The organism is Sorangium sp. So ce119 (assembly GCF_051524405.1).
In the GTDB taxonomy this organism is placed as follows: Bacteria; Myxococcota_A; Polyangia; order Polyangiales; family Polyangiaceae; genus Sorangium; species Sorangium cellulosum_G.
In genome coordinates this window covers 9,794,600-9,818,547 of record NZ_CP150310.1, presented here as the reverse complement: position 1 = coordinate 9,818,547, position 23,948 = coordinate 9,794,600, and the positions used below count along the sequence as shown (strand labels likewise).

The following is a 23,948-nucleotide window of genomic DNA, read 5'->3' as shown; positions in this document are numbered from 1 at the left end:
CGGCGGCGCGCTCAGGTGAGCGGCGGCGTCGGCTGGCCGCCGTCCACGCCGCCCGCGCCGTTCGCGCCGCTCGCGCGGGCGCGGGCCCGGATGACCTTGCTCCGGGCGCGGCGGAGCTCCAGCTCGGCGTCCTCCTCGGCGTGGAGGCGGTCCTCGAGCGCCGCCAGGAGATCGTCCGACCAGGGCTTGCCCTCGGACGCCTCCAGCGCCGAAAGGAGCAGGCGCGCCCGCGCGCGCCGCTCGATCTCCGCGCGGTACCGCTTCCGCTGCGCGAGCAGCGTCGTGACCCAGACCGCGAGCGCGACGGCGATCGCGGCGAGGATCCACGGGAGCGCGCTGACGAGCTGCGCCCCCTCGTCCGCCAGGTCGCCGACCCGCGAGAGCATCGACTCGCCCTGCGGCCCGCCGCTCCGCTGCTGGACCTCCGTCAGCGCGTCGTTCGCGCCGGCCACCATCTCGCGGCCGATGACCCGCGCCGTGGCGCCCAGCGCGCGCTGGAAATCCTCGCTGCCGAGCAGCGCGGTCATCCCCGGGCCCAGGTTCTCCGCGATCACCACCTGGAGCGCCGGGCCGAGCTGCTCCCGCAGCGCGGACGACATCGCCGGGCCGAGGTCGGCCTCGTCCAGGCTGTCCCGGAGCTGCCTGACGCTCGCCTCCACCAGCGATCCCGTCATGCGCTGGAGATCGCGCCGGCTGTCCTCGCTCAGCGCGCCGTCCATCGCGCCATCCATCGCGCTCCGCACGACGCCGCGCATGTACTCCGCGGTGAGCTCGTTGACGCGCGCGGCGCGGTCCGCCTCGCCCAGCGAGGCGAGCGTCCCGTCGATCAGCCCGGCGATGAGCTGCCGCTGCGCGGCCCGCACCTCCGGGCTCGCCATCAGGCGCGCGACGCGCCGCTGGGTCTCCGCCTCCTCCAGCTTCCCGAGCCCCTCGTCGATCGCCGCCGGCGTCTGGACCCGGGCCACCTCCTCGTCCACCGAGGTGATCCGGGTCGGCAGGGCGCACCCCACGGCGCCGAGCAGCAGGACCGCTGCGGCCGTGAGCCCCAGGAGATCTCCAGATCGAGCGCCGCGCACACGCATGCGAGGGCGCTTTGCATCCGCGGTGCCTCCCGCCGAGCCCATCGCGCCTCGCCGCGGTCGACCCGGCGCGCCGTGCGGAAGAGCCCACAAAAGGCCGCCATTCCGCCTCGTGGCGAAATGCCACAGAGCGCAGAAGTGGGTCAGTGGCCGTCCCGGGCCGCGTGCTCGGCGTATCCGTGTTATCTCATCGATGGAAATCGGCCTGGCGCCGCGCGCACGTCTCCGGCGTGGACGGTCCTCCGGCCGGTTCTCGCGATGTGCCCTGATACGAACTGCGAGGTCCCATCATGAAGCACACGATTGAGCACGACCTGAACGACGGCGAGGCGAAGCTGGCGACCGAGCGAGCGATCGCGCAGTACCGGGAGCGTTACGCGGAGTACGAGCCATTCCTCGTCTGGCGCGACGAGAAGCGCGCGGAGCTCGGCTTCTCGGTGAAGGGGGTCAAGCTGAAAGGCAGCATGGAGCTCCGCCCCGGCGCCGTGGACGTCGATCTCGACGTGCCGTTCCTCATGCGCCCTTTCAAGGGGATCGCGCTCGCGGCCATCGAGAAGGAGGTTCGCCACTTCATCGAGGAGGCGCACAAGGAGCGGGGCCAGGGCGCGGGCAAAGCCACCTGACGAGCGGGCTGTTCCGGCGTGGACACCTGCGCCGCACCGCGCTATGTTGCTGCAACACAGATTCAACTTCGCCGGCCGAAGCGCGCCCCGCGATACGACTCACCCCAGCGCTCGGCCGGCAGGGGGCTGCCTCCTCGCCGCGCATTGACGTCATCGACGTCATCGACGTCATCGACGTCATCGACGTCATCGACGTCATCGACGTCATCGACGTCATCGACGTTGAGCATCGTTGATGCGTCGTCGACGACCGTCACGGGGCGAGCGGCCTCACGGCCGTCAGCTTCTGCGAGGCGAGCACGGTGTGGATCTCCGTGATGCGCCCGCGCGCGTCGACGTCGCAGCGCAGGACGTACCGCGGCGCCGCGCCGGGCAGGCCGGGCACGCGCTCGATGACGATCGCGGGGAGGCCGTTGATGAGGCGGATCTCGTGGCGGAATTCGCCGTTGCCCTCCCATCTCAGCAGGCCGATGAAGAGCCGCGCGACCCGGTTCGGGCCGACGACGATCCGGCGCGCCGCCTTGTACTCGCCGTTCGCGTCGTTGACGACGCGGACGCCCTCGCCGAGGAGCGCCTCGATCGCGGCGACGTCCTGCGTCGCCAGCGTCTGCAGGAAGCGCATGAGCGCCGCGCCCGAGCGCTCGACGAGCTCGGGCGAGGGGCGGCAACGCTCGCGGTCGTACGGCTCGAGGGCGCGGCGGGCGCGGTGGTGCGTCGTCTTCACGCTGGCCTCGGACAGGCCGAGCGCGTCGGCGGTCTCCTGCACCGAGTAGTCGAAGACGTCGCGGAGCAGGAGCACCGCGCGCTGCTGCGGGGTGAGCGCCTCGAGCGCGATGAGGAAGGCGAACGACGCGCTCTCGAGGAGATCGTAGCGGCCTTCGGTGCCGTCCTTGCCCGGGATCTCGAACGACGGCGGCTCGGGCTCGGCCTCGATGGGCGAGGGGAGCCATGGGCCGTCGTAGGCGCGGCGCTTGCGGCGCCGGAGCGCGTCGCGGCCGAGGTTCATCGCGACGCGGGTGAGCCACGGGCGGACGGGCTCGTCCGTGCGCGCTGGCGGGTGCTCCAGCGCGCGCACGAACGTCTCCTGCACGATGTCGTCCGCGTCGGCGGCGCTGCCGGTGAGCCGGTACGAGACGGCCCAGAGGAAGCGCTCGTGCTCGCGATAGCTCGCGGCGAGGAAGCCGTGCGTCGACGCCGGCGAGGCGGGCGCCGCGCGCGGGGCGGGCGCCGCGCGCGAGGCGGGCGCCGCGCGCGGGGCGGGGGAGGCCGTCGAGCTGCTCATGGAACGCCCGGGTAACCCCGTCACGCCGCGCGGTCGAGCGCCCGGCGCGCGCTTCGCGCGAGGAGGGCGCCGGCGGCGTCGCGCGCGCTGGCGAGGCTCGCGTCGGCCAGCATGCCCGTCGGTCCGACCCAGTCGCCGGCGAGGAAGAGCCCGTCGATCTCCGGGACGCTGACGCCGGGGCGCGCCGCAGTGCCGCCCCCCTCCGCCGTGACCACGGCGTTCGAGACGACGAGCGAGGGCAGGAAGCGGCGCTCGACGATCCCGGCGCGGTATCCGGGCTGCGCGCGGTCGAGCAGGTCCTCGAGCTCGCGCTCGGCGTCGCGGCCGGCGAGCTCGGGGCCGTACTGGACCGCGTGGAGCAAGGCGCCGCCCTCGGGGGCGAGGCGCGCGGACGCCGAGTGGAGCGCCAGGTAGAGGGGGCGGTCGATGCCGAGCACGACGCGGACGCGCGGGCGGGGGAGGCTCGACAGCGCGAGGTCGAGGCACGCGGCGCGGACCGGGACGGCGCGCTCGGCGTGCGCGGCGAGCGCCGGGCTCCCGGGCACGAGCGAGGCCGCGGCGCGCGGGCTCGCGGCGACGACGACGGCGCCGGCGCCGAGGCGGTCGCCGTTCGCGAGCTCGACGGAGGAGACGGCGCCGCCCTCGACGGCGACCTGCGTCGCCCGCACGCCGGTGAGGATCTCGACGCCGGCCGCCGCGGCGGCGTCGCGCAGGCCGTCGACGAGCGTCTGCCAGCCGCCGTCGAGGTAGAGCACGCCCTGGCTGAAGGCGAGCTGCAGCTGGGCGAGCGCCGCGCCGGCGCTCTGGCGGTCGGCATCGGCGCAGTAGGTCGTCAGCCGGACGAGCATGCCGACGAGGCGGCGCACCTCGGGGGTCCGGAACGTGTCGCGGAGCCAGGTCGAGACAGGGACCGACGCGAGCGGCGCGGGGCTCATCGCGGCGAGGCCGCCGAGGACGCGGGCCATCTCGAGCTTGGCGGCGACGCCGAAGAGGCCCGTCGTGAGGAGCGAGAGGGCGCCGGAGGGCAGCGTGTGGAAGGCGCCGCGGTCGAACGCGAGCGCGCCCGACGCGGGCGGCGGGGCGCCGGTGTAGCGGACGCCGAGCTCGCGCAGCACCTCCTCGGCGGCGCTCCCGCGGTAGAGCGCGTGGGCGCCGAGGTTCAGCGAGAAGCCGTGGCTCTGCTGCGTGACGGCGCGGCCGCCCGGCGCGTGCGCCTTCTCGATGAGCGCGACGGACCGCCCCGCCCGGCCGAGGTACGTCGCCGCGGCGAGGCCCGCGAGGCCGCCGCCGATCACCACCGCATCTTTTGTAGTGCGCATTACATGTTCCCTTTCCTGGCGGTACCACGATCGGGGGCCCGGAAAGGTTACGCGTGCCGTGTCGATTGTTCGGGGCGGGCCCGGAGGACCGGACGGGGAAGGGGGGGAGCGGCGCGCGGGCGCTCAGGTGGCGCGGACGAGCGGCGTGTCGACGAGGTGCTCGGACAGGAACCACACCTGCATCTCGTTCGTGCGGAGGACGTCGCTCATGAGCAGGTCGGCGGTGCCGTCGTCGCGGTTCTCGGTCGCGAGCGCCACCGCCTCGCGCGTCTCGGCGAGGATGACCTCGTGCGCGTCGAGCAGGCGCGAGAGCTGGGCGGGCACCTGCTCGCGGCCGCGGGGCGGCCGCTCGATCTTCGTCGCCTCCGCGACGTCGTGGGCCATGGCGATCGCGACGCCGCCCAGCATCTGGATGCGCTCGCCGAGCATGTCGATGAGGGCGGTCTGCTCCTTGAAGTGCTTGTCGAAGAGCAGATGGAGCTGGAAGAACGTCGGACCAGACACCTGCCAGTGGTGCTTCTTGTACATGTCGCGCAGGACGAGCGTGTCCGACAGGATCTGATTGAGCGCCTTGACGCTCTCCGCGCGCGGCTTCGCGGCGAGCGCCAGCGGATATTCCACGAGCGTCCCGAAAGGCTGGATCTCCCTGCCTCGCTGGCGGAGGACGGGCTGGGCCTCCAGCGCCCGCGCTTCTCCGCCCTTGCCACGCCGCTGCTGCTGGCCCCTTGCTGCCATGGTCCCCTCCACGTCGATCGGTTCACTACGTATCTAGAGCCTGAGCCCGCTCCGTCCATGGCCGCAGTGTCCGCGGGCCGCTCTGGGGCGCGCGTCGCTGGAGGGCGCGGCGCCATCGGCCGCTCGCCTCCGGCCGGGATTTCGTGCAAAGTCCAGCCCAGCATGAAACGGCTCCTGCTCACCAGCGCGCTGCCCTACGCCAACGGGCACATCCACATCGGACACCTCGTCGAGTACACGCAGACCGACATCTTCGCCCGTTACTGGCGGATGACCGGGCGGAGGTGCGTTTACCTGTGCGCCGACGACACCCACGGCACGGCGATCATGATCCGCGCGCGGCAGGAGGGGCGGAGCGAGGCCGACGTCATCGCCGACATGAGCGCGGCGCACCAGCGCGATTTCGCGGCGTTCCAGATCCGGTTCGACCACTACGGCAGCACGAACTCCCCCGCGAACCGCGCGCTGTGCGAGGAGATCTGGGCGTCGCTGCGCGAGCGCGGCAGGGTGACCACGAAGGAGGTCACGCAGCTCTTCGATCCGAAGGAGGGGATGTTCCTGGCGGATCGCTTCGTCAAGGGCACCTGCCCGAAGTGCGCCGCGCCGGACCAGTACGGCGACAGCTGCGATCGGTGCGGCTCGACCTACGCCGCGACCGATCTCGTCGAGCCGAGGAGCGCGCTGACGGGCGCGCGGCCCGAGGTGCGGAGCGCGCAGCACCTCATGGTGGCCATCGAGCCGGAGCGGCCGTTCCTGGCGACCTGGACGCAGGGCGAGGGGCGGATGCCGAAGGAGATCGCGAACTACCTCGCGGGCCACTTCCTGTCGGAGCCGCTGCGCGACTGGGACGTGTCGCGCCCTGCGCCCTATTTCGGGTTCGAGATCCCCGACGCGCCCGGGAACTACTGGTATGTCTGGTTCGACGCGCCGATCGGGTACATGGCCGCAAGCAAGGAGTGGTGCGACCGGGAGGGCGAGGCGTTCGACGACTGGTGGCGATCCGAGGAGACCGAGATCGTCCACGTCATCGGCAAGGACATCGTGTATTTCCACACGCTCTTCTGGCCGGCGATGCTGCGGAGCGCGCGGTTCACGCTGCCGTCGCGCGTGCAGGTGCACGGGTTCCTCACGGTGAACGGGGAGAAGATGTCGAAGAGCAAGGGCACGTTCGTGCTCGCCTCGACGTACCTGAAGCACCTCGACCCGGCGTACCTTCGTTATTACTACGCGAGCAAATTGAGCTCGAAGGTCGACGACATCGATCTGAACCTGGAAGAGCTCGTGAACAAGGTGAACGCCGAGCTCGTGAACAAGGTCGTGAACCTGGCGAGCCGGTCGTCGCGCTTCGTGGCGCAGGCGGGGCTGTCGGCGGCCTACCCGGACGACGGGGGGCTGTTCGCGGCGGCGGCGGCGGAGGGGGAGGCGATCGGGGCGGCGTACGCGGCGTTCGATTATGCGCGGGCGACGAGGAGCATCGTGTCGCTGGCGGACCGGGCGAACGAGTATGTCGACCGGATGCAGCCGTGGGCGCTGGCGAAGCAGCCGGAGAAGAAGGCGGAGGTGCAGGCCGTGTGCACGGTGGCGCTCAACCTGTTCCGGCAGCTCGTGATCTACCTGGCGCCGGTGCTGCCGAAGCTGGCCGAGGACGTCGGGCGGCTGCTCGGGTGCGCGATGGACCGGTGGGAGCTCGCGAAGACGCCGCTTGTGGGGACGAAGGTGGCCGCGTATGAGCACCTCATGAAGCGGGTCGATCCGGGAGCGGTGGAGAAGATGGTCGCGGAGAGCCGCCCTGCCGACGAGGCGGCGGTGCAGGGCGGGGCGGCGGCGGCGCCGGGGGCCGCCGCGGGGGCGGCGACCGAGGGCGCGGGGGCGCAAGGGGCGGGGAGCCCCGCGGCGGGCGGGGGCGCGGCCGCCGAGGACGACGGCGCGGCGCTCGCGAAGGAGCCGCTCGCGCCGGAGTGCACGATCGACGACTTCGGCAAGGTCGACCTGCGCGTGGCGCGCATCGTCGCGGCGGAGCACGTGCCCGAGGCGAAGAAGCTGCTCAAGCTGACCGTGTCGCTCGGCGGGGAGGCGCGGAGGACGGTGTTCGCCGGGATCAAGGCGCATTACAAGCCGGAGGACCTCATCGGGAGGCTCGTCATCGTGTGCGCGAACCTGGCGCCGCGGAAGATGAAGTTCGGGCTGAGCGAGGGGATGGTGCTCGCGGCGGGGGATGAGACGGTGCACATCCTGTCGCCGGACTCGGGGGCGAAGCCGGGGATGCGGGTGCACTGAGCCGAGCTTCTCGGGGGCCTTCGGGGGCGGCCGCGCGCCGCCCGGGGGGGGCGCCTCCTGCCCATCAGTCGAGGTCGTCGCGCTGCTCGAGCGACGGGAGCGCCTCGCCCTCGCGGGCGAGGTACATGACGACGACCGTGTTCCCGCGCTCGTCCACGCGCGGCGGCGTCGAGAACACGTCCGCGTTCCAGCCCTTCGACGCCGGGTTCTTGAACGCATCGTCGAAGAGCCTCCCTCCGTCCGTGGGATCGCGATGAGCCGCCTCGACCCGGCAGAGCGACGCGCGGCACTCGACGGCGTGGATGGCCGACGAGCGAGGCAGCGCGGCGGCGAGCCTCTCTTCCAGCGCGCGCTCGGCCTCCCGCGCCCAGCCCGGGTCGGGGGCCTCCCCGAGAAACACACGCTCGACGCGGTCCTGCGCGTCCTCCAGGTTGAGCGGCCTTCGGTGCTCCGCGACGAGCCCCGCGTCGGCGCGCGTCGGCGGCGCGGTCGCGTCCTGCGCCCCGGCGCCGTCGCCGTCGGGCGGCGCCGCGCCGCGGGTGCGCCCCGCGTCGCGGGGGCGCGCCGCGGAGACGGCCGCGACGCGCGCCTGCGCGCACCGCGCGTCGGTCTGCTCGATCGACTCGGCCAGCGCGGAGACGCGCGCGCCGAGGCCGTCGATCTGGTGCTGCTGCGCCCGCACCTTGGCGACGCACAGGCCGAAGCCCGCGGTGACCATGGCCGCGGCGCCGAGTACGTACACGATTCGCATGCGCTCCTCCGGGATGACGGCGGCGCCGCGGCTCGCGCGCGCGGGCTGTGCCCGGCGCGCGAGCCGCGGAGGTGGACCAGCGGACGAGGGCCGCGTCGCGCCGCCGCCGGCGCGCGGCGCGGCCCCCTCTTCCGTGCTCGGACTCGAGTCGTTGACGACGTGGCCCTGGCTGCCTGAAAGGGCAGGCTCAGGGCGCGCGGCAGGTGATCACGGCGTCGTTGCCGCCGCCGTCGGCGCAGTAGGCGGACAACGCATCGCCGCGGGCCGCCGTTCCATACGACGTGCACGTGGCGCCGCCGCCGCAGATCGCTGCCGTACCCGAGCCCGGCGAGGCGGTGTCGTCGCACGCGACCGCGACGGGGATGGATCCCACCACGAACCTGTCGCAGATCTGCCCCAGGTTGACCAAGGTGCAGTCGCCCCAGCACTCGACCTTCACGGCGCCATACGACTCCGCGAGCGCGGGGAGCGAGGCGAGGCCCACGCTGGAGCTGATCATCATCCCCACGGCCCAGCGGTTCAGCACGGAAAAGCGATTCCTCAACATAGGTGTCTCCTTCATGATACGGCTCCTCCGCGCGACGGCCTCCAGTCGACACGATGTCTCCTGTTCTCGTCCGCCGCGCTGCTGGTGAGCCGCGCGCTGAGCTTGATGGCAACGGCCGGGCCAGCCGCGAGGCAGCGCGGTCGCGCGGTCATGCGCCCGCGCCAGGGCCATGTCCCCCAGCCCGAGCACGGGGGCGCGCGCAGCGGGCGGCGCGCGCGCCCGCGGGCGGTCCCATGGGACGCGCCGCGCCCGGCGCGATCGGACCCGGATATCCCGTCCTGCGCGGCGGCACATGGGTTGCTCACCGGTGGAGGAGTCCCGCCGCGGTCGCGAGATGGTCTCGCGAAGGAATGCGGACGCAAACCTCGCCGTCGCGCCGCGGCGGCGAGCGGGATGTGACGAGGAGGAGAACATGGGATTCGGTGTTGGTTCGCGGGGCCCCGGGGTCGCGGTGCTGCAGCGCAAGCTCGACGCGTGGATCAAGAACGCCAACGCGCTCGGCCAGGAGACCGGCCTGATTGGCCTCATCCCCGACGGCGCGTTCGGCCAGAACACCCAGGCGGCCGTGGCTGCATACCAGAAGTTCATCGGCAGCTCGCCCTCGGGCTTCGCCGACGACGATACGCTGAGCTCGCTCCAGCTCGACGGCCTCACCCCGGATATCGAGGTCGTCGACAGCACCGGCGCCGGCGTCTGACTCGGGTTCCGCTCTTGCTGTTTCCCGTCGCCGGGGCGCGCGCGGGCGGCCCGCGGGCGGGGGTGGGACGTCCCGCGGGCCGCCCGCGCGCGGGGCGCACCGGACCCCCTCCGAGGTCCTCCGCGCACCAGGCGAGCCGACAGGGCGCCTGGTGCGCGGATTGCTCTCCATCGCGCGTTCATGAACCCGGAGACGCACCTCTGGAACGGCGGCTTCTTCGCGACCCTGCTCGGCGAGCCCGTGGAGGGCAGGGTGACGACGGTGGCCTACCTGGCCCGTGAGGGAGAGGCGCTGCCCTCGATCCCGGACGCGCCCTGAGCCAGAGACCATGTCTCCTTGACAGCACTCGAGAACTTGAGACACGACTAGATTATGGACCTGCACGACGGCGGCGAACGCCAGAACCACCCCCGCCTCCTCGCCCGTGATGACGTCCTCAGCGAAATCGACGACCTGATCCAGGGAGGCGCGACCAGCGTCCTGGTCACGGGCGTCCCCGGCGTGGGCAAGAGCGCGATCCTCGCCAGCTATGTTCAGCGGGTCTCCTCGACCTCGGACGTGGACCGCGTGCGCGGCAAGATCGCCGGCGCGAGCCGCCACCTCGCCCGCTGGGCCGAGGTGGTCGAGCGCAAGGTCCGGACGAAGGAGCGCTGGGCCGTCGCCTGCCACTTCCTCCGGACCAGCGCGCTCGATGACCCCGAGACGGTCGTGCGCTCCCTCGTGAAGCAGATCGAGGACCGCTTCATCGACGTGCGCGACAAGGACGCGGGCGACGATCGCCGCCTTGGCGAGCTCCTCGCGCGCGTCTCGACGCGCGTGCTCGAGCCCGAGTCCATGCGCCTCCTGCTCGTGATCGACGACCTCGACGAGGCCGAGGACGAGCAGGGCTTCACCGAGCTCGCCCGCATGCTGCCCGTCCCGCTGCCGCCGCGGGTCGTCTTGCTCGCCTCCTCGCGGCCCATCGTCGACCTCTCCGTGATGACGCGGTACTCCCCCGCTCGTATCGACCTCGACTCCCCTCGATGGAGCGCCTCGAACCACGCTGCCTGCCGCGCCTTCTGGGACGGCGTCGCCAGGGAGCTACAGGTCCCGGGCGACGTGGCCGAGAAGGCCGCGGAGCGCGCTCAGGGCAACATGCTGTACTCCGTCGAGCTCGCCGAGTGGCTGAAGCGGCTACCTCCCGAGCGCCGCGCCGCCGAGCCGTTCCCCCGCACCCTGCGCGACGTCTTCGCCAGGCTGTGGCGCCAGGTCACCCACCTTCCTTCCGAGCAGGAGGCGTTGGTCAGGCGCAGCCTCGCCGTCCTCTGCTCCTCCCCGTCGCCCCTGCCGCTCTCGGCCATCGCCGAGCACGCCGGCTGGAGCGACCGCCTCGACGCGACCACCTTCCTGCGCGTCGCCCGCCCTTTCCTTCAGTGCTTCTCGACCAAGGGCGCCGAGGACACCTTCTATCCCTTTCACGACGAGCTCCGGACGCTGATCTCGGAGCAGCTCGCCGGCGAGTCCGCCTCGCCCGCGCCGGGCCCGCACGACGCTGGCGCGGCGACGGCCGCACCCCACCGGGATGCCGCGGCGCCGGCCGCGTCCTCCGGCGCCGCGGCGGCGCCGGCCCCTCAGGCGGCCGCCGGCGGCCTCAGCGCCCAGGAGCAGCTCCTCGCCGCCATCGCCGCGGCGAAGGAGAAGGCGATCGGCCCGGTCGCCGGCCGTTACGCGTTCCTCGTGGGCGTCCGTCGTTACGACGACAAAGACATCGGAAACCTGAACTTCTGCGTCGACGACGTCGTCGCGCTCCGCGCTGCCCTCGAGGAGAAGCTGGGGTATCGCAACGTGATGTCGATGCACGACGACGTCGAGGACGAGAGCCTCCTGCCCATGCGCAACCTCGTCAAGAACAACCTGATCCGCTTCTCTCGCGGGCTCAGGCCGAATGACATGCTCCTTGTTCACTTTTCCTGTCATGGCACCTTGCTCGATGGCAAACCGGTGCTCCTCTTTCGCGACACCGGCCTGGAGGCCCTCGCGGAGTCCTCTCTCTCGGTCGAGGAGGTGAAGAAGATCCTCCTCGAGTCCCCCGCTCGCCGGAAGGTCCTTTTCCTGGACGCCTGCCACGCGGGGGTCGAGCTCGGCCGCGACCTGGGAGGCGCGGCCCTCGATCCTGCCTTCGTCCATAACGTCTTCGAGCTCGCCGAGGGGCTCGCCGTCCTCTCGGGCAGCACGGCCCAGCAGAGGGCGCGGGAGCGCCCCGAAGCCAAGCTCGGCGTCTTCACGTCGTTCGTCATCGAAGGCCTCCTCGGCAAGGCGGACCGCTCCAGCCCCCCCAAGGGGTTCGTCACCGTCGATGACCTGAGCTACTACGTGACCGATGGAGTCCAGCAATGGACCCGCGCAAAATCCATGTCGCTCCAGCTCCCCACCGCGAGGATCGAGGGGACAGGGAGCATGATCCTCGCCGATTTCCGGGATCAGAAGGCCTGACGCGCCGCTCCCCGGCGGGCGAGGCGCTCGCGTCGCCGCGCCTGCGCCGACGAGCCGAGAGGCGGGCCGCGCGCGCCGCATTCGCGCCGCGCGCGGCTCGTGAGCCGGGGCCGGCTCTTCAGTCGGTGGCTGGATACTCCTCCTCGTCTTCCCAGGCGGTCAGGTCATCGGTCATCCTTGTCTCATCCGTCGAGACCTTCACCGGCGGCGCGCGCCCGTCGAGCGCCTCGGCGATCTCGTCGCGGCTGAGGGGGCGCAGCGCGCTGATCACGCGGACCTTTCCGGCCGCCGGTACGGTGAACCATCCCTCGGACGGGACGCGCGTGGTCACGCCGGCCTCGACCCGGAGGGGCTCGCCGCCCTCCGCGTAGACGAAGACCTCCAGGCTGGGCTCGGCCACCACGACGAGGTACACGTAGGCGTCCCGGTCGCTGGCGCCCAGCGCGGCGATCCTCGTGCCTTCCGGCGCCACGAAGTCCTCCGTCGCCTCGCTGGGGAGCGTCGCCACCGCGTCGCCCGACAGGTCGACGGCGATCAGCAGATCCCAGGGCAGGCGGCGGAACCCGCTGTCCGGGGTGGGCTCGGCGCCCTCGTCCACCTCCGCGGAGGCCGTCTCTTCCGGCGCTTCGCTCGGCGGCGCAGCGCTCATGTCCGTCGTGTCAGGACCGTCGGTCGTCATGGAACTTGTCTCCTGGATCGTTGGTGATGAAACGGCGATTATCAGACAGGCACCGCCGGAGAGGCGCGAGCGGGAGCGCCGGGGCCCAGGCGCTCATCGCCTCCGCGCCCCGGCCGGCGGCGGCCGCGTCCGCGGCGATCTCCTGGTCTCCCGCGCGCCCAGGCCTCGAGCGCTTCAGCGAGAGGCGCAGCGAAACCCGACGCCGGCGAGCACGTCGCCTCGCTTCCAGCGGGCCCGCGCCGCGCCGCGAGACGTCGTGTCGGACGACGGCCACGAGCCGCCGCGGCGGACGCGCACGTCGTCCACAAGCGATGTCACGGGACCTTCCACGACGGGATCGAGGCAATCGCCACATGCAGGATAATAGGGTAGCAAGAACCGATCCTGCACCCACTCCTCCACGTTGCCTCCCAGGTCCCAGACGCCTTCCGGTGTCCTGTCCTGCGGGGCAGTGCCCACGTCTCGATCCCTCTCCGGGAGGTCCGGGAGGCCGTGGCACGCGCCCTTGTCGTAACGGCCAAAGACGACCCCGTCACAGCGGGGCGGGGCCTCACCCCAGGGATGCTTGCGCGACGTCGCTCCTCGAGCGGCGAACTCCCACTCGGCCTCGGTGGGGAGGCGCTTGCCTCGCGCCTTGCAGTAGAGCGAGGCGGCGTCCCACGTCACCTGGGCCACGGGCTTGCGCTCGGCACCGGGGCGCGGCGCGAAGTGATTGCCGGGCCGGTAAAGCAGACCCGAGTACTCGGGGAAGAGATCGACCAGCAGGAGGTCCGGCGCAGCGGCGCTCTCGGCGGGATGGTACACGTAACGCACGATGCCGTGCTCCGGGTCCTCCTTCACCTTGAGGGTCGGCCCGAGCAGCTCGAGCCAGGCGGCGAACTCGGCGTTCGTGGTCTCGTGAGCGTCGAGGTAGAAGGGGGACACGGTGACCTGTCGGGTCGGCTGCTCTCGCTCGAGCAGATCCCGCCGGCACCTCGGTCCGAGGCGCTCGCACTCGGCGTCGATCTCGGCGGGCGTGCTCCCCATCCGGAACGGGCCGCCCGCGAGCCGTACCATGTCGGACAGCGTCACGGGCGCGGCGGCGGTGTCGGCGCGGCGCGCGCGGAGCAGGCCATAGGAGCCGCTCGCGAGCAGCGCGATGGCCGCGAGCGCGGAGGCGCTGCGGAGCCGCCGCCGCGCGGGCCGCGCGGCGCGCGAGGGCCCGCCGGCCGGGGCGGCGCGGACGTCCTCCGGCGATGCCGGCGCCCCGGCCTCGGGGGCGACCGACTTTGCGGCCTCGAACGGAGCGACGTCGGCCTCCTCGGCGGCCGGCGCGCCCGCCGGCGGGGGCACCTCGACGCGGGTGGTCCATGCCCGGGCGGCGATCTTCTGCTCGGTCGTCCTGCCGGCGGGCTCCGCCGCCAGCGACGCCCCGGGAGGAGCGGACGCCGCGGCCCGCGTCGCCGGCGCCGCGCCGTCGCGGCGTATGGCGTCGTTCACCTCGGCGATGTCCGGCCGCCGGGACGGCTCCTTCGCCAGCATGCGCTCGATGAGGCGCGCGATCTCGCGCGGGACCTCGGGGGCCACCGACTCCAGCGGCCGCGGATCCCGGAACAGGTGCATGCGCAGGACCTCGACGGGCTCCCCCTTGAACGGCGGCTCCCCGGCGAGCAGCTCGTAGAGGACGACGCCGAGGGAGTAGACGTCCGATCGGCCGTCCACCGACGATTGACCGGCGCATTGCTCGGGCGACATGTACACCGCCGTCCCGAGCACCGAGCCCGGCGCGGTGAGATCGGCCCCGTCGCCGGCGAACCGGGCGATGCCGAAATCGAGCAGCTTCAGCCGCTCGCCGCCGGGCGCCTCGTCGTCGGCGACGAGCATCATGTTCGAGGGCTTCAGGTCGCGGTGGACGATCCCGTGCCTGTGAACCGCCGAGAGCGCGGACGCGCCCTGACGGGCGATGTGGAGCACCTCCGGCAGATCGAGCCGCTCGCGCCGCGCGATGCGGGTCCGGAGCAGCTCGCCCCGGAGGTACTCCATGAGGATGTACGGCTCGCCCCGGGGCGTCTCGCCGAAATCGAAGATCTTCACGAGCCCCGGGTGATCGACGAGGCTCAGCGCCCGCGCCTCGTTGGTGAACCGGCGATGGGAGCTCGCGTCCTGGGCGAGCTGGCTGGAGAGCACCTTGACCGCCGCGACCCGCCCGACACCGCGGTGGACCGCCCGGTAGACGACCCCCATCCCCCCGCGCCCGATCTCCTCGGCGATGAGGTACTGGCCGATGCTCGATCCCACGAGCGACGCCGCGCGGCGCCCCGGCTCGCTCTCGCTGGGCTCCTCGTGCATCGATCGAACTTTACCGCAGCGCATCGCTCCGGAGAACGTCGCGGTCGAGCGGGGCAACGCGCAGTGAAGCGGCCGCGATCACGAGCTGCCGCCCCGGCTGTAGCGCCTCGCTCGCGCCGGGGATGCCGCGGGCGCGGCGCTACAGCCGGGGCGGCACCTCAGCCGCGGAAGCGCTGCACATCGAGGCCGTGATGGGAGATCCAGCGGTAGATCTGCTTGCGCGACCGGCGCACCGCCCGCGCGATGTCCGCCACCACGCCGCGGTGCGCGCGGAGCAGCGCCTCGAGCTGCTCCCGGTCGGGCGGGGGTTCCCGCTCGTCGGTCTCGCCGCGTTCCTCTTCGTCCTCGGCGGGCGCCCTGCGGTCCGGTGGTGGAGCAGGCGGGCCGCTGGACGTCCCTCGCGGCGCCGCGGCCGCTCCGGCGGGCGGCGAGGGCGAGAGCCGGTCGGCCACGAGCTCGAGATCCAGCACGTCTGCCTCGCCGCCGCGGATGCGGAGCTGGGCGGCCAGGGCGAGCAGCTCGCGCACGTTGAACGGCCACGGATGCAGGAGCAGCGCCTCCGCGAGCGGGGCGCTGATCCGCGGGCGCGGCGCGCCGAGCGCGTGCTCGAGCAAGGGCAGGATGTCCTCGCGCCGCGCGCGGAGCGGGGCGATCCCGAGCGGGAACTCCGAGAGGCGCGCGAAGAGGTCGCCGCGAAAGCGGTGCGCCGCGATGTCCGCCGTGAGGTCGCGGTTCGTCGCCGCGACGATGCGCACGTCGCAGGCGACCGGGGCCGTCGCGCCGACGGGGAGCACCATCCGGTCCTGCAGCACGCGGAGGAGCTTCGGCTGCACCGCCTGCGGCAGGTCGCCGACCTCGTCGAGGAAGAGCGTGCCGCCGTCGGCGGCGCGGAACAGCCCCGGGCGGGCCACGGCCCCGCTGAACGCGTTGGCCAGGTGGCCGAAGAGCTGGCTCTCGGCGAGGCCCTCGGGGATGGCGCTGCAGTTCACGGCCACGAACGGCCCTCGCCGCCCGCTGGCGTCGTGCACGGCGCGGGCCACCACCTCCTTGCCGCAGCCGCTCTCGGCGAGGAGCAGCACCGTGACCGCGGCGGGGCCGACGCGGTGGATGGCGGCGCGCAGCGCGCGCATCGACGGGGCGTCGCCGAGGAGCGACGGCACCGGAGCGTCGGGCTGGCGCTCCGGCTCGGCGCGGACCACGAAGTGCGAGTCGCCGATCGAGAGCACGTCGCCGTCCTCCAGCAGCGCCTCGTCGACGCGCTGCCCGTTCACGTGGGTGCCGTTGCGGCTCTTCTCGTCGACGACGCGGAGCCGGCCGAGCGCGTCGCTGTGGAGCGTCGCGTGGAGCCGCGACGCGCGGCCGTCGCGGGGCACGCGGATGCCGCTCTGCACGTCGCGCCCCACGGGCGTCGCGCCGCGCGACGGGGTGAAGAGGGCCGGCGGGCTCAGGATGTCGTCGCTGGAGTAAACCAGCCGCAGGCGGAACACCTGCGCCGGGCCGCGCCGGATCACAGGCGCCCTCTCCTCGGTCGTCGCGTCGACCGCGACGCCGCCTGGCCTGCCGCTCTTGGGGACATCCTGGGGCATGCACAGGACAAATAGCGCATCGGGGAGGTCGCCAGGAACGCGGACGGCTTCGTCGGCGCCGCGCGCCCCGCGGCGGCGCCTGCGGCCACTTTCGTGGCGCTGGAATCGTCGCGCCGGTCCAGGCCTCGGTTCCCTGCGGTGGTCGCGGGCGCGCTCCGCTCCGCTCAGCGAAACGGCCCCGCTGCCGGCGCGCCCGGCAGCTTGCAGGATCCGCCCGCGCACGATGGGTGTCCGAACCAGCCCGCGATCCATTTCCTGTTGCCCGAGAGCGCGTGGAAGAAGCCTTCCGCCACCTTCGAGAGCGTGTCGCCGCTCAGCCGGTACGACCACTCGCGGTAGGGCTCGAGGGCCCATAGAGCGACGATGAAGGCCGCCGGGCCGGCCCAGACCTCGCCGCGGTCGCTGACCACCACGAGGTCCTCGCCGAGCCATGGCACGGCCCCGAACCGCGCCGCCGCCTCGCCCGACCCCGCGGGCAGGAACTCGATCTCGACGAGCGCTGCCTGGCGCTCCATCCACTGGCGGCATCGCACGCACAGCGCGCAGTCCGCGTCATAGAGGACGGTGATCCGCTTGATCATGGCTCTTCTCCTCTGAACGGGGAGCAGGCTCCCGTCTCCCCTCTTCCTTCTCTCCTCTTCGGTCTCTCATCTTCCGTCTTTCGTGCTCGTGCTCGTGCTCGTGTGCGCTCTCTCCGTAACCGCCTCTTCCTCTTCGTGCGCGTGCGCGCTCCCTCCGTGACCCCCCCTCGTCTCCTCCCCGCCTCCCGCCCTCCGCGCTCGCGCACTCCCTCCCTACGCGCGCGCCTCCATCCGCATCTGCGGCGCGACCGGCGGCGGCAGCACCGCGAGCTTCGCGCGCCGGCGAATGCGGTGGAACACGTAGAGGTTCCCGAAGTGCATGACCGCGAGCGAGAGCAGCAAGAGCCCGAGCTTCGACGACAGCACCTCGATCCCGCCCGCCACCGTCGTCGAGGGGTCGGCCTTCAGGATGAGCGACGCATATCCCAGGTTCACCAGGTAGAAGCCCACCACGAGCAGCCGGTTCACCGCCTCTGCCATCCTCGGGTTGTCCGCGAACACGTCCTCCAGGAACACCGCTCCGTTCTTGAACAGCGTCCGCGCGATCCAGATCGTCAGTCCGACGCTGATGATCGCATAGGCCCCGTACACCGCGACGATATAGCCCTCGAAGGCGCCTGCCATTTCCATTTCCATGCTCCGTCTCCTCGACACCCCCCTCAGCAGCCCTCGTGCCACCCCAGGATCCACGCGCAAACGAGGCTCCGGCGCGCCCCGTCGAACCCTCGCGCCCGCCTCGCGCCCGCCCCGGCGCCCAGCGCGTGGACAACCCCCTGTCCACGCCGTGGATACCTCGCACCCCCGCGTCCTCCGGCGCTATCGTGCCGCCTCCCACCCCGCCGACCCACCCCGCCGAGGCCCCGTGAGACCCCTTGTCGCCCTCGCCTATTATCCGCTCTGGGCCGTCGTCGTGACCGTCGCGGTCACCGCGCTGCGCCTCGGCCGCAACGTGGGCCGCGGCCTCGTCGCCCTCTGCTTCTTCCTCGCCTTCTGGATCACGGGGCTCATCCTCCTCGAGACCGACAGCACGCTCCGCCTCGCCGAGCACGTCCTCCCGAGCGGGATGATCCTCGCCGCCGGCCTCGCGCACGCGTACGCCGACGTCGCCGGCACCTCGCGCCGCCCCGTCGCCGTGGCCTACGCCGTGAGCGCCGCGGTCGCGCTGCTCGGGGCCGTCTCCCCGCGCCTTCTCTACGGCCCCGCGGCGCGCTCGCCCGGCCCGCTGTTCTTCCCGCTCGCCGTCGTCATGGGCGTCACCGCGATCGCGATCGGCGTCCGCCTCGGGCGCGCGGTGCTCGGCGCCCGGCGGCTACAGCAGCGGCGCCTCGCCGCGCTCTTCTTCGGCAGCGTGCTCGCGACGCTCGGGGGCGGCTTCGTCGTGATCCTGCGCGTGACCGGCCTCGGCGACGTGATCGTCGCCGCGCCGCTCCTCCTGGCCGCGATCCTGCTTGTCGCCTACGCCGTGCTGAGCAGCGAGCTCGGGCGATCCCGCCGCGTCGTCCTGCAGGGGCTCGCCTACGCCGCCCTCACGGCGCTGCTGTCCACGTTCGGGCTCGCCGCCTTCTTCAAGCTGCTGCCGCACCTCTCGCCCGGCGGCGGCGCGTCGCTCCCCTGGCTCGCCTTCGTCATCTTCCTGGCCGCGCTCCCGCTCGACCCGCTGCGCATGCTCGTCGTCGAGCACCTCGGGCGCCGGCTCTTCGACAGGCCGATCGGCGTCCGCGACCTCGCCGACGAGGTCGAGCGCGTCGAGGTCCGCGCCGACCAGGCCGAGCGCCTCGCCGAGCTCGGGCGGCTCGCGAGCGCCGTGGCCCACGAGATCCGCAATCCGCTCGGCGTCATCGCCGCCCAGGCGAAGCTCCTCGAGCGGCAGGGCGCGAAGGCCGAGACCGTGGCCGCGCTGCGCGCCCAGGTCGACAGGGCGCGGCGCTTCCTCGACGATCTGCTCCGCTACAGCCGCCCGAGGCCGCTCGAGGTGAGCGAGGTCGACGTGCTCTCCACGCTGCGGCTCGCGGCGAGCCACGTGCGGCAGATCGTCGGCGAGGGCGCGCCGACCATCGAGATCGCGTCCGAGGCCGGCGAGGCCGTCTTCGTCGAGGCCGACCGCGGGGCGTTCCTCGACGTCGCCACGGCGCTCCTGCAGAACGCGGCCATCGCGCTCGACGGGAGCCCCGAGGGGCGGATCCGCGTCCGCGTCGCGCGCGGCGAGGGCGGCTCCGTGGTCGTGCGCGTGGAGGACAACGGCCCGGGGGTGCCGGAGGAGATCGAGGCGAGGCTGTTCGAGCCGTTCGTGACGGGGCGCGGGCGCGACGCGAAGCACCCGGGCACCGGCCTCGGGCTGGCCGTCGCGGCGCGCTGGCTGGAGCGGCACGGGGGCGCGCTGCGCCACGAGCGCGCGCCGGCAGGCGGCGCGCGCTTCGAGGCCCGGTGGCCCGGGCGGGGGGCCGAGGCGGGGTGAGGTCGCTCAGCCGGGGGGCATGCTCGCCGGATCCGCCGGATCCGTCCCGGCGTCCTCCTCGTCCCCGTCGAGCGCCCCATCACCGTCGCGGTCGAGCGCCATCCGCACCCCCGCGCCCGGCGGCGCGCAGGTGTAGGTCAGCGCGTGCCCCTCGGCCGCGCGCTGGCGCAGCGCCGCGTCGCCGATCGCGGCGCTCCCCGCCCTGTTCCTGCGGAACTTGCCATCGCTCGGCTGGTAGAGGAACCCCCTCTCCTCGCCGCCCATGCGGCCCTTCACCACGAGATCGCACTCGCCCGCGCTGGCGCGCGCGATCATGAGGTCCACCCGCTGCTCGGCCGCCACATCGCTCGCGCCGGCGAGCGTGGCCTGCTGGCCGACGATCGGCGCGAGGTTGTTGTCGAAGGCGTGCAGATACGAAGTCACCTGCCGGCGCAGCACGTCGCCCGCCTCGCCCGGCGGGAAGCCGGCGATCCCCGGGGCCTCGTTGAAGCCGCGCTGATCGTGGAAGCGGAAGACCGTGTCCACCGTCCCGTCGTGGGCGAAGCCGAACCCGCGGATCTGATCGCCCTGGAACTGGTTGTCTCGATCGTTGAAGCGGGGGTTCTGCACCATGCCGAACATGCCCACCTTCTGATAGAGGCCGCGGAGCTGGGCGACCTTGAAGCTCTGGAAGATGAAGTCGAACGTGTAGCGCCCGTCGGTCCCGAAGAAGCCCGGGAACTGGACCCCGTGCTCGGCGTTGGCCGTTGGATCGAGCACGTGGCATGAAGCGCAGGGGCCGCCCTCGCTGGGCGGCAGGGTGAAGAAGGCCTTGCCCGCCGCCTGATCGGCGGTGAGCGTGTTGTCCAGCCGCCGGATCGGGTTGGGCGGGTACATCACCTGGAGGACGAAGTCGGTGAACGCCTGCATGTCCGTCGCGGGGATGGGCGCGTCGCGCCCGAGCAGGCCGACGAAGGCGACGTTGAACTTCTTGAACGCGGCGTCCTCGTCGAAGGTGCCGCTGTCCGGCTGCGCGCTCGGCGCGTCGTTGCCGCCGGTGCGGTCTCCCCGCCAGTGCATCGGACCGTGGTTGGCCATCCCGCGCAGGGGCTGCGTCGTCATCGGCCCCTTGAGCGCGGCGAACTCGGCGGGCTGGCCGAAGATCGTCGGATCGAGCGCGAAGGGGCCTGGCATCGGCGTGGTCAGCGCGTCCGGGTCGCCGAGGTCCCACGCCAGGCTGTCGCCGTCGCCGAAGACATGGCAGCTCGCGCAGGCCGAGTCGCCGTGGCTGGACGAGAACGAGGCGTCGTAGAGGAAGCGGCGGCCGCGGACCACGCTCTCCGGCTCGGGGCTGTACATGGGCACGTGCGCGACCTCGGCCCGGACGTCGGTGTCGATGACCGCGATGGAGTTGTCGAAGCGCGTGAGGGCGTAGAGCTGGCCGCGCGCCTCGTCGAGCACCACGCCGGTCGGCCCGCCGCCGGAGACGGGGATCTGGCGCGCGAGCCTGGGCACGAAGGTGTCGGCCTCGAGCGCCGCGGTCTGGAAGACGCCGATCTTGTCCGAGCCGAGCGCGGCGACGTAAAGCCTCTTTCCATTCGCCGAGACGGCCATGCCCTGAGGCAGCGCGAGGCTCTTGCGGTTCTCGGCGTTGGGGACCGGCGCGCAGCACGCGCTGTAATCGATGTGCTTGTTCAGGTGCCGCGGGACCACGGCGCCCGTCGCCGGATCGAGCACGGTGATGCGGTTGTGGTTGAAGCGGCCGCGCACGGTGTGGCCCGCGAAGACGCCGGCGCCCTCGAAGCGCTGCTCGTTGAACGCCTCCGTGTTGGCCACGTAGACGCGCCCGCTCACCGGGTTGACCGCCATGTTGTAGAGGATCGTGCCGACGCCCCCGAAGGCGCCCGCGGCGCCCGCGACCGGCGCGGGCGGGTCGGCCAGGGCGTCGAGGACGAAGACGTCCTTGTCCGGCAGCGCGAAGTTCACCTTGTCGTCCCAGGAGCGATTCAGCTCGTCCACCCAGTGCTGGCCGTTGAATCGGACGATGAGCGGCGCCGAGGGCTGCGCGACGCCGGCGATGTTGGTGGTCGGCGGCGGCAGGCCGAGGCCCAGGTTCACCACGTTGGTCTCCACCACCGTGGTGCGGTTGCCCGAGTGGAAGGCCGCCGCGTAGACGCGCGCGCCGTCGGGCGTCGCAGCGAGCGCCCGCGGCGTGTCGCTGAAGAGGGTGATGATGGTCAGCGGCGCCGCGCTCGGGCTCGACGCGGAGAAGACCCAGACGTCGGCGCGGCCCACGCCCGGCGTGGTGAGCGCCGGGTCCACAGGGCTGTTCTGGCCGCGGTGCGCGGTGGTGATGAAGGCGCGGTCCTTGCCGGCGCCCGCGAAGACGATATCGCGAGGCTCGTCGCCGACGAGCAGGGTGCGCACGACGCGGGGCCTCCTGGGCTGCGAGACGTCGACCACGCTCACGCTGTCGGAGAGGTGGTTGACGACCCAGACCTCGTCGTCGCTGCGGGCCGCGACGGCGACGGGCTCCAGGCCGACGGCGACCGAGGCGCGGTGCTCGAGCGTTCCCCTCCTGACGCTGAAGATCTCCAGCCGGTTATCCGGCGTGTTGACGGCGAAGAGCGTCGACCCGTCGGGCGAGAGGGCGAGAGGGCGGACCTGGCCGCTCTCGAAGAGGGTGTAGGACGGGACGGCGGCGAGCGCGCTCGGGGCGCTCCCGGCAGCGCGGGGTTCGTCGAAAGGCGTGCCGGTGTCGCCGCAGGCGGCCAGGGCGAGCGCCGGGAGCGACAGGAGAACGAGCTTCATCATTGGGCACCTCGGAGGCTGGAGGAACATACAATGATGACATAAGAGTATAGTCGCCTGGCAAGAGAGAAGATTCAAATCATGATAGGGTTGTTTGGTAAGACACTTTTCCAGGGCGAGATGCCCTCGTAAGGAGCGCTCTACACTGTGTTACAGGTCTTCCGTCGTGGGCTCCTGGCCCACAACGAGCGCCGCGGCCGGGCGGCGCATCCAGGTGAGCGCCGTATAGACGACGAACGAGATCGAGAAGCCCGAGAACCAGGCGTAATGGTAGAAGTCCATCCACGCGCTGGACACCTCCACGACCTTGAGGGTGCCGAGGAAGCCAGGCAAGTTGGGCAGGACGCCGGCGACGAGGGCGACGATCGCGATCGGATTCCACCCGTTCGCGTACCAGTAGGTGCCTTCCCGCTTGTAGAGCTGGACGAGATCGAGCCTGGTCCTCCGGATCAGGTAGTACTCCGCGATCAGGATCGCGCCCACGGGGCCTAGAAGCGCGGAGTAGCCGACGAGCCAGGTGAAGATGTACCCCGTGGGGTCGCTGACCAGCCGCCAGGGCTGCATCAGGATCCCGAGGATGCCGGTGATGAGGCCGCCGGTCCGGAAGGAGATCCGTGACGGCCAGAGGTTCGAGAAGTCGTTGGCCGGGCTCACCACGTTCGCGGCGATGTTCGTCGCCAGGTTGGCGATGCTGAGCGCCGCGAGCGAGACGATCAGGACGACAGGGCTCTCGAAGCGCGCGAGCAGGACGACGGGATCCCAGATCGTCTCGCCGTAGATGACGACCGTGGCGGAGGTGACGGCGACGCCGATGAACGAGAAGAACGCCATGGTGGGCGGCAGGCCGACGGCCTGGCCGAGGACCTGATCGCGCTGCGAGCGCGCGTAGCGCGTGAAATCAGGGATGTTGAGCGCGAGGGTGGACCAGAAGCCGACCATCCCTGTCAGCGCGGGGAAGAAGAAGCTCCAGAACTGGCCTTCCCGGGGTTGCCCCGGCGCGAACGACGAGGGCTTCTCGAGCATGGGGCCGAACCCGCCGGCGCGGTTGTACGCCCACAGGAGCAGCAGGAGGCCGAGGGCGACCAGGAGGGGCGCCTTGATGTTGAGCAGGATCCGGATCGACTCGATGCCCATGTAGATGATCCAGACGTTGATGCCCCAGAACAGCAGAAAGCAGGCGAGCTGGGGGGCGTTGACGCCGAGCGGCGTCACCGGCATCTGCTCTATCGACGGCATGAAGACAGCGACGATCTTGTAGATGGCCCACCCGCCGAGCCATGTCCCGATCCCGAACCAGCCACAGGCCACGAGGGCTCGCAGCACCGCGGGCACGTTGGCCCCTCGGACGCCGAAGGCGCTCCGGCAGTAGACGGGAAACGGAATGCCGTACTTCGTGCCCGCGTGCGCGTTGAGGATCATGGGGAGCAGCACGATGACGTTGCCGAGGAGTATCGTGAGCTCGGCCTGCACCCAGCTCATGCCCTCGGCGATCAGACCCGAGGCGAGCATGTACGTGGGGGTGCAGGCGCACATGGCGATCCACAGTGCGGCGATGTCTTTCATCCCCCATTTGCGCTGGCTCGAGCGCACGGGCGCGATGTCTTCGTTGATGGTGCGGGGGTCGAACTCGCCTTCTAGCCCGTGGAAGCCGTCGCTGGTTCTGGCGCCTTGATCTGCGGGTTGCACGTCGGGTCGGGCAGTCGTGTCCATGTGCGCCATGATCGATCAGGCTACACGACAGCGCGTG

Annotated in this window: 20 protein-coding genes; 6 read left to right on the top strand and 14 right to left on the bottom strand. The window is 72.2% G+C overall.

Annotation, left to right across the window (positions count from 1 at the left end; genetic code table 11):
- Positions 1-11 precede the first annotated feature (11 nt).
- On the bottom strand, positions 12-1,082 hold the full coding sequence (locus tag WME76_RS37065; RefSeq protein WP_437956908.1) for a hypothetical protein: 1,071 nt from the start codon (positions 1,080-1,082) through the stop codon (positions 12-14).
- Positions 1,083-1,369: 287 nt separating this feature from the next.
- On the opposite strand from WME76_RS37065, the gene WME76_RS37060 reads away from it, so the two are divergent.
- A complete protein-coding gene (locus WME76_RS37060; RefSeq protein WP_437956907.1) occupies positions 1,370-1,702 on the top strand; it encodes a polyhydroxyalkanoic acid system family protein in 333 nt (110 codons plus the stop codon).
- 62 nt (positions 1,703-1,764) lie between these two features.
- On the opposite strand, the gene WME76_RS37055 is transcribed toward WME76_RS37060, so the two are convergent.
- From WME76_RS37055 to WME76_RS37040, 4 genes are all read right to left on the bottom strand, one after another.
- On the bottom strand, positions 1,765-1,959 hold the full coding sequence (locus WME76_RS37055; protein ID WP_437956906.1) for a hypothetical protein: 195 nt from the start codon (positions 1,957-1,959) through the stop codon (positions 1,765-1,767).
- Positions 1,956-2,984 (bottom strand): sigma-70 family RNA polymerase sigma factor, encoded by a 1,029-nt coding sequence (locus WME76_RS37050; RefSeq protein ID WP_437956905.1) that lies wholly within the window; start codon positions 2,982-2,984, stop codon positions 1,956-1,958. Before WME76_RS37050 ends, WME76_RS37055 begins: the two co-directional genes overlap by 4 nt.
- Positions 2,985-3,004: 20 nt before the next feature.
- The gene (locus WME76_RS37045; protein ID WP_437956904.1) at positions 3,005-4,303 is read right to left on the bottom strand and encodes a phytoene desaturase family protein; all 1,299 of its coding nucleotides are present in this window, start codon (positions 4,301-4,303) and stop codon (positions 3,005-3,007) included.
- Between the two features lie 123 nt (positions 4,304-4,426).
- Positions 4,427-5,038 carry a Dps family protein gene (locus tag WME76_RS37040; RefSeq protein ID WP_437956903.1) on the bottom strand — a complete coding sequence of 204 codons (612 nt, stop codon included), beginning with the start codon at positions 5,036-5,038 and terminating at the stop codon, positions 4,427-4,429.
- Between the two features lie 162 nt (positions 5,039-5,200).
- On the opposite strand from WME76_RS37040, the gene metG reads away from it, so the two are divergent.
- Complete coding sequence (gene metG / locus WME76_RS37035) at positions 5,201-7,315, top strand: methionine--tRNA ligase (protein ID WP_437956902.1); 2,115 nt, start codon at positions 5,201-5,203, stop codon at positions 7,313-7,315.
- 64 nt (positions 7,316-7,379) lie between these two features.
- Here metG and WME76_RS37030 read toward each other — a convergent pair whose 3' ends face one another.
- Together WME76_RS37030 and WME76_RS37025 are read right to left on the bottom strand one after the other, a co-directional pair.
- Positions 7,380-8,066: a hypothetical protein gene (locus WME76_RS37030; protein WP_437956901.1), complete on the bottom strand. Its 687-nt coding sequence runs from the start codon at positions 8,064-8,066 to the stop codon at positions 7,380-7,382.
- 187 nt (positions 8,067-8,253) lie between these two features.
- Positions 8,254-8,628, bottom strand: a complete 375-nt coding sequence (locus WME76_RS37025; RefSeq protein WP_437956900.1) for a hypothetical protein — start codon at positions 8,626-8,628, stop codon at positions 8,254-8,256.
- 397 nt (positions 8,629-9,025) lie between these two features.
- Here WME76_RS37025 and WME76_RS37020 point away from each other — a divergent pair, with 397 nt between their 5' ends.
- The 3 genes from WME76_RS37020 to WME76_RS37010 all read left to right on the top strand — a co-directional run bounded on the left by WME76_RS37020 (position 9,026) and on the right by WME76_RS37010 (position 11,782).
- A complete protein-coding gene (locus WME76_RS37020) occupies positions 9,026-9,310 on the top strand; it encodes a peptidoglycan-binding domain-containing protein (protein WP_437956899.1) in 285 nt (94 codons plus the stop codon).
- Positions 9,311-9,490: 180 nt separating this feature from the next.
- Positions 9,491-9,628, top strand: a complete 138-nt coding sequence (locus tag WME76_RS37015) for a hypothetical protein (RefSeq protein ID WP_437956898.1) — start codon at positions 9,491-9,493, stop codon at positions 9,626-9,628.
- A 54-nt stretch (positions 9,629-9,682) separates the two neighbouring features.
- The gene (locus WME76_RS37010) at positions 9,683-11,782 is read left to right on the top strand and encodes a caspase family protein (protein WP_437956897.1); all 2,100 of its coding nucleotides are present in this window, start codon (positions 9,683-9,685) and stop codon (positions 11,780-11,782) included.
- Positions 11,783-11,900: 118 nt separating this feature from the next.
- Here the strand turns inward: WME76_RS37010 and WME76_RS37005 are convergent, their stop codons facing one another.
- The 5 genes from WME76_RS37005 to WME76_RS36985 all read right to left on the bottom strand — a co-directional run bounded on the left by WME76_RS37005 (position 11,901) and on the right by WME76_RS36985 (position 17,592).
- Entirely contained in the window at positions 11,901-12,461 is a 561-nt protein-coding gene (locus WME76_RS37005; protein WP_437956896.1) for a hypothetical protein, read from the bottom strand.
- A gap of 174 nt (positions 12,462-12,635) precedes the next feature.
- Positions 12,636-14,789, bottom strand: a complete 2,154-nt coding sequence (locus WME76_RS37000; RefSeq protein WP_437956895.1) for a bifunctional serine/threonine-protein kinase/formylglycine-generating enzyme family protein — start codon at positions 14,787-14,789, stop codon at positions 12,636-12,638.
- Positions 14,790-14,947: 158 nt separating this feature from the next.
- A complete protein-coding gene (locus WME76_RS36995; protein WP_437956894.1) occupies positions 14,948-16,375 on the bottom strand; it encodes a sigma 54-interacting transcriptional regulator in 1,428 nt (475 codons plus the stop codon).
- Between the two features lie 164 nt (positions 16,376-16,539).
- Positions 16,540-16,956, bottom strand: a complete 417-nt coding sequence (locus WME76_RS36990; protein WP_437956893.1) for a thiol-disulfide oxidoreductase DCC family protein — start codon at positions 16,954-16,956, stop codon at positions 16,540-16,542.
- A gap of 213 nt (positions 16,957-17,169) precedes the next feature.
- The gene (locus WME76_RS36985; protein WP_437956892.1) at positions 17,170-17,592 is read right to left on the bottom strand and encodes a hypothetical protein; all 423 of its coding nucleotides are present in this window, start codon (positions 17,590-17,592) and stop codon (positions 17,170-17,172) included.
- Between the two features lie 226 nt (positions 17,593-17,818).
- Here WME76_RS36985 and WME76_RS36980 point away from each other — a divergent pair, with 226 nt between their 5' ends.
- Positions 17,819-19,411: a sensor histidine kinase gene (locus WME76_RS36980; RefSeq protein WP_437956891.1), complete on the top strand. Its 1,593-nt coding sequence runs from the start codon at positions 17,819-17,821 to the stop codon at positions 19,409-19,411.
- A 6-nt stretch (positions 19,412-19,417) separates the two neighbouring features.
- Here the strand turns inward: WME76_RS36980 and WME76_RS36975 are convergent, their stop codons facing one another.
- Positions 19,418-22,204 carry a hypothetical protein gene (locus WME76_RS36975; protein WP_437956890.1) on the bottom strand — a complete coding sequence of 929 codons (2,787 nt, stop codon included), beginning with the start codon at positions 22,202-22,204 and terminating at the stop codon, positions 19,418-19,420.
- 147 nt (positions 22,205-22,351) lie between these two features.
- Positions 22,352-23,911, bottom strand: a complete 1,560-nt coding sequence (locus tag WME76_RS36970) for an NCS1 family nucleobase:cation symporter-1 (protein WP_437956889.1) — start codon at positions 23,909-23,911, stop codon at positions 22,352-22,354.
- Positions 23,912-23,948: the final 37 nt, after the last annotated feature.

Excerpts from the sequence above, each read along its gene's own strand:
- WME76_RS37000 (WP_437956895.1), bottom strand. The coding sequence starts at position 14,789 with ATGCACGAGGAGCCCAGCGAGAGCGAGCCGGGGCGCCGCGCGGCGTCG.
- WME76_RS37050 (WP_437956905.1), bottom strand. The coding sequence starts at position 2,984 with ATGAGCAGCTCGACGGCCTCCCCCGCCCCGCGCGCGGCGCCCGCCTCG.
- WME76_RS37020 (WP_437956899.1), top strand. The coding sequence starts at position 9,026 with ATGGGATTCGGTGTTGGTTCGCGGGGCCCCGGGGTCGCGGTGCTGCAG.
- WME76_RS36990 (WP_437956893.1), bottom strand. The coding sequence starts at position 16,956 with ATGATCAAGCGGATCACCGTCCTCTATGACGCGGACTGCGCGCTGTGC.
- WME76_RS37030 (WP_437956901.1), bottom strand. The coding sequence starts at position 8,066 with ATGCGAATCGTGTACGTACTCGGCGCCGCGGCCATGGTCACCGCGGGC.
- WME76_RS36985 (WP_437956892.1), bottom strand. The coding sequence starts at position 17,592 with ATGGAAATGGAAATGGCAGGCGCCTTCGAGGGCTATATCGTCGCGGTG.
- WME76_RS37025 (WP_437956900.1), bottom strand. The coding sequence starts at position 8,628 with ATGAAGGAGACACCTATGTTGAGGAATCGCTTTTCCGTGCTGAACCGC.
- WME76_RS37010 (WP_437956897.1), top strand. The coding sequence starts at position 9,683 with ATGGACCTGCACGACGGCGGCGAACGCCAGAACCACCCCCGCCTCCTC.
- WME76_RS37015 (WP_437956898.1), top strand. The coding sequence starts at position 9,491 with ATGAACCCGGAGACGCACCTCTGGAACGGCGGCTTCTTCGCGACCCTG.
- WME76_RS36975 (WP_437956890.1), bottom strand. The coding sequence starts at position 22,204 with ATGATGAAGCTCGTTCTCCTGTCGCTCCCGGCGCTCGCCCTGGCCGCC.
- WME76_RS36995 (WP_437956894.1), bottom strand. The coding sequence starts at position 16,375 with ATGCCCCAGGATGTCCCCAAGAGCGGCAGGCCAGGCGGCGTCGCGGTC.
- WME76_RS37065 (WP_437956908.1), bottom strand. The coding sequence starts at position 1,082 with ATGCGTGTGCGCGGCGCTCGATCTGGAGATCTCCTGGGGCTCACGGCC.
- metG (WP_437956902.1), top strand. The coding sequence starts at position 5,201 with ATGAAACGGCTCCTGCTCACCAGCGCGCTGCCCTACGCCAACGGGCAC.
- WME76_RS37005 (WP_437956896.1), bottom strand. The coding sequence starts at position 12,461 with ATGACGACCGACGGTCCTGACACGACGGACATGAGCGCTGCGCCGCCG.
- WME76_RS37045 (WP_437956904.1), bottom strand. The coding sequence starts at position 4,303 with ATGCGCACTACAAAAGATGCGGTGGTGATCGGCGGCGGCCTCGCGGGC.
- WME76_RS37060 (WP_437956907.1), top strand. The coding sequence starts at position 1,370 with ATGAAGCACACGATTGAGCACGACCTGAACGACGGCGAGGCGAAGCTG.
- WME76_RS36970 (WP_437956889.1), bottom strand. The coding sequence starts at position 23,911 with ATGGACACGACTGCCCGACCCGACGTGCAACCCGCAGATCAAGGCGCC.
- WME76_RS37040 (WP_437956903.1), bottom strand. The coding sequence starts at position 5,038 with ATGGCAGCAAGGGGCCAGCAGCAGCGGCGTGGCAAGGGCGGAGAAGCG.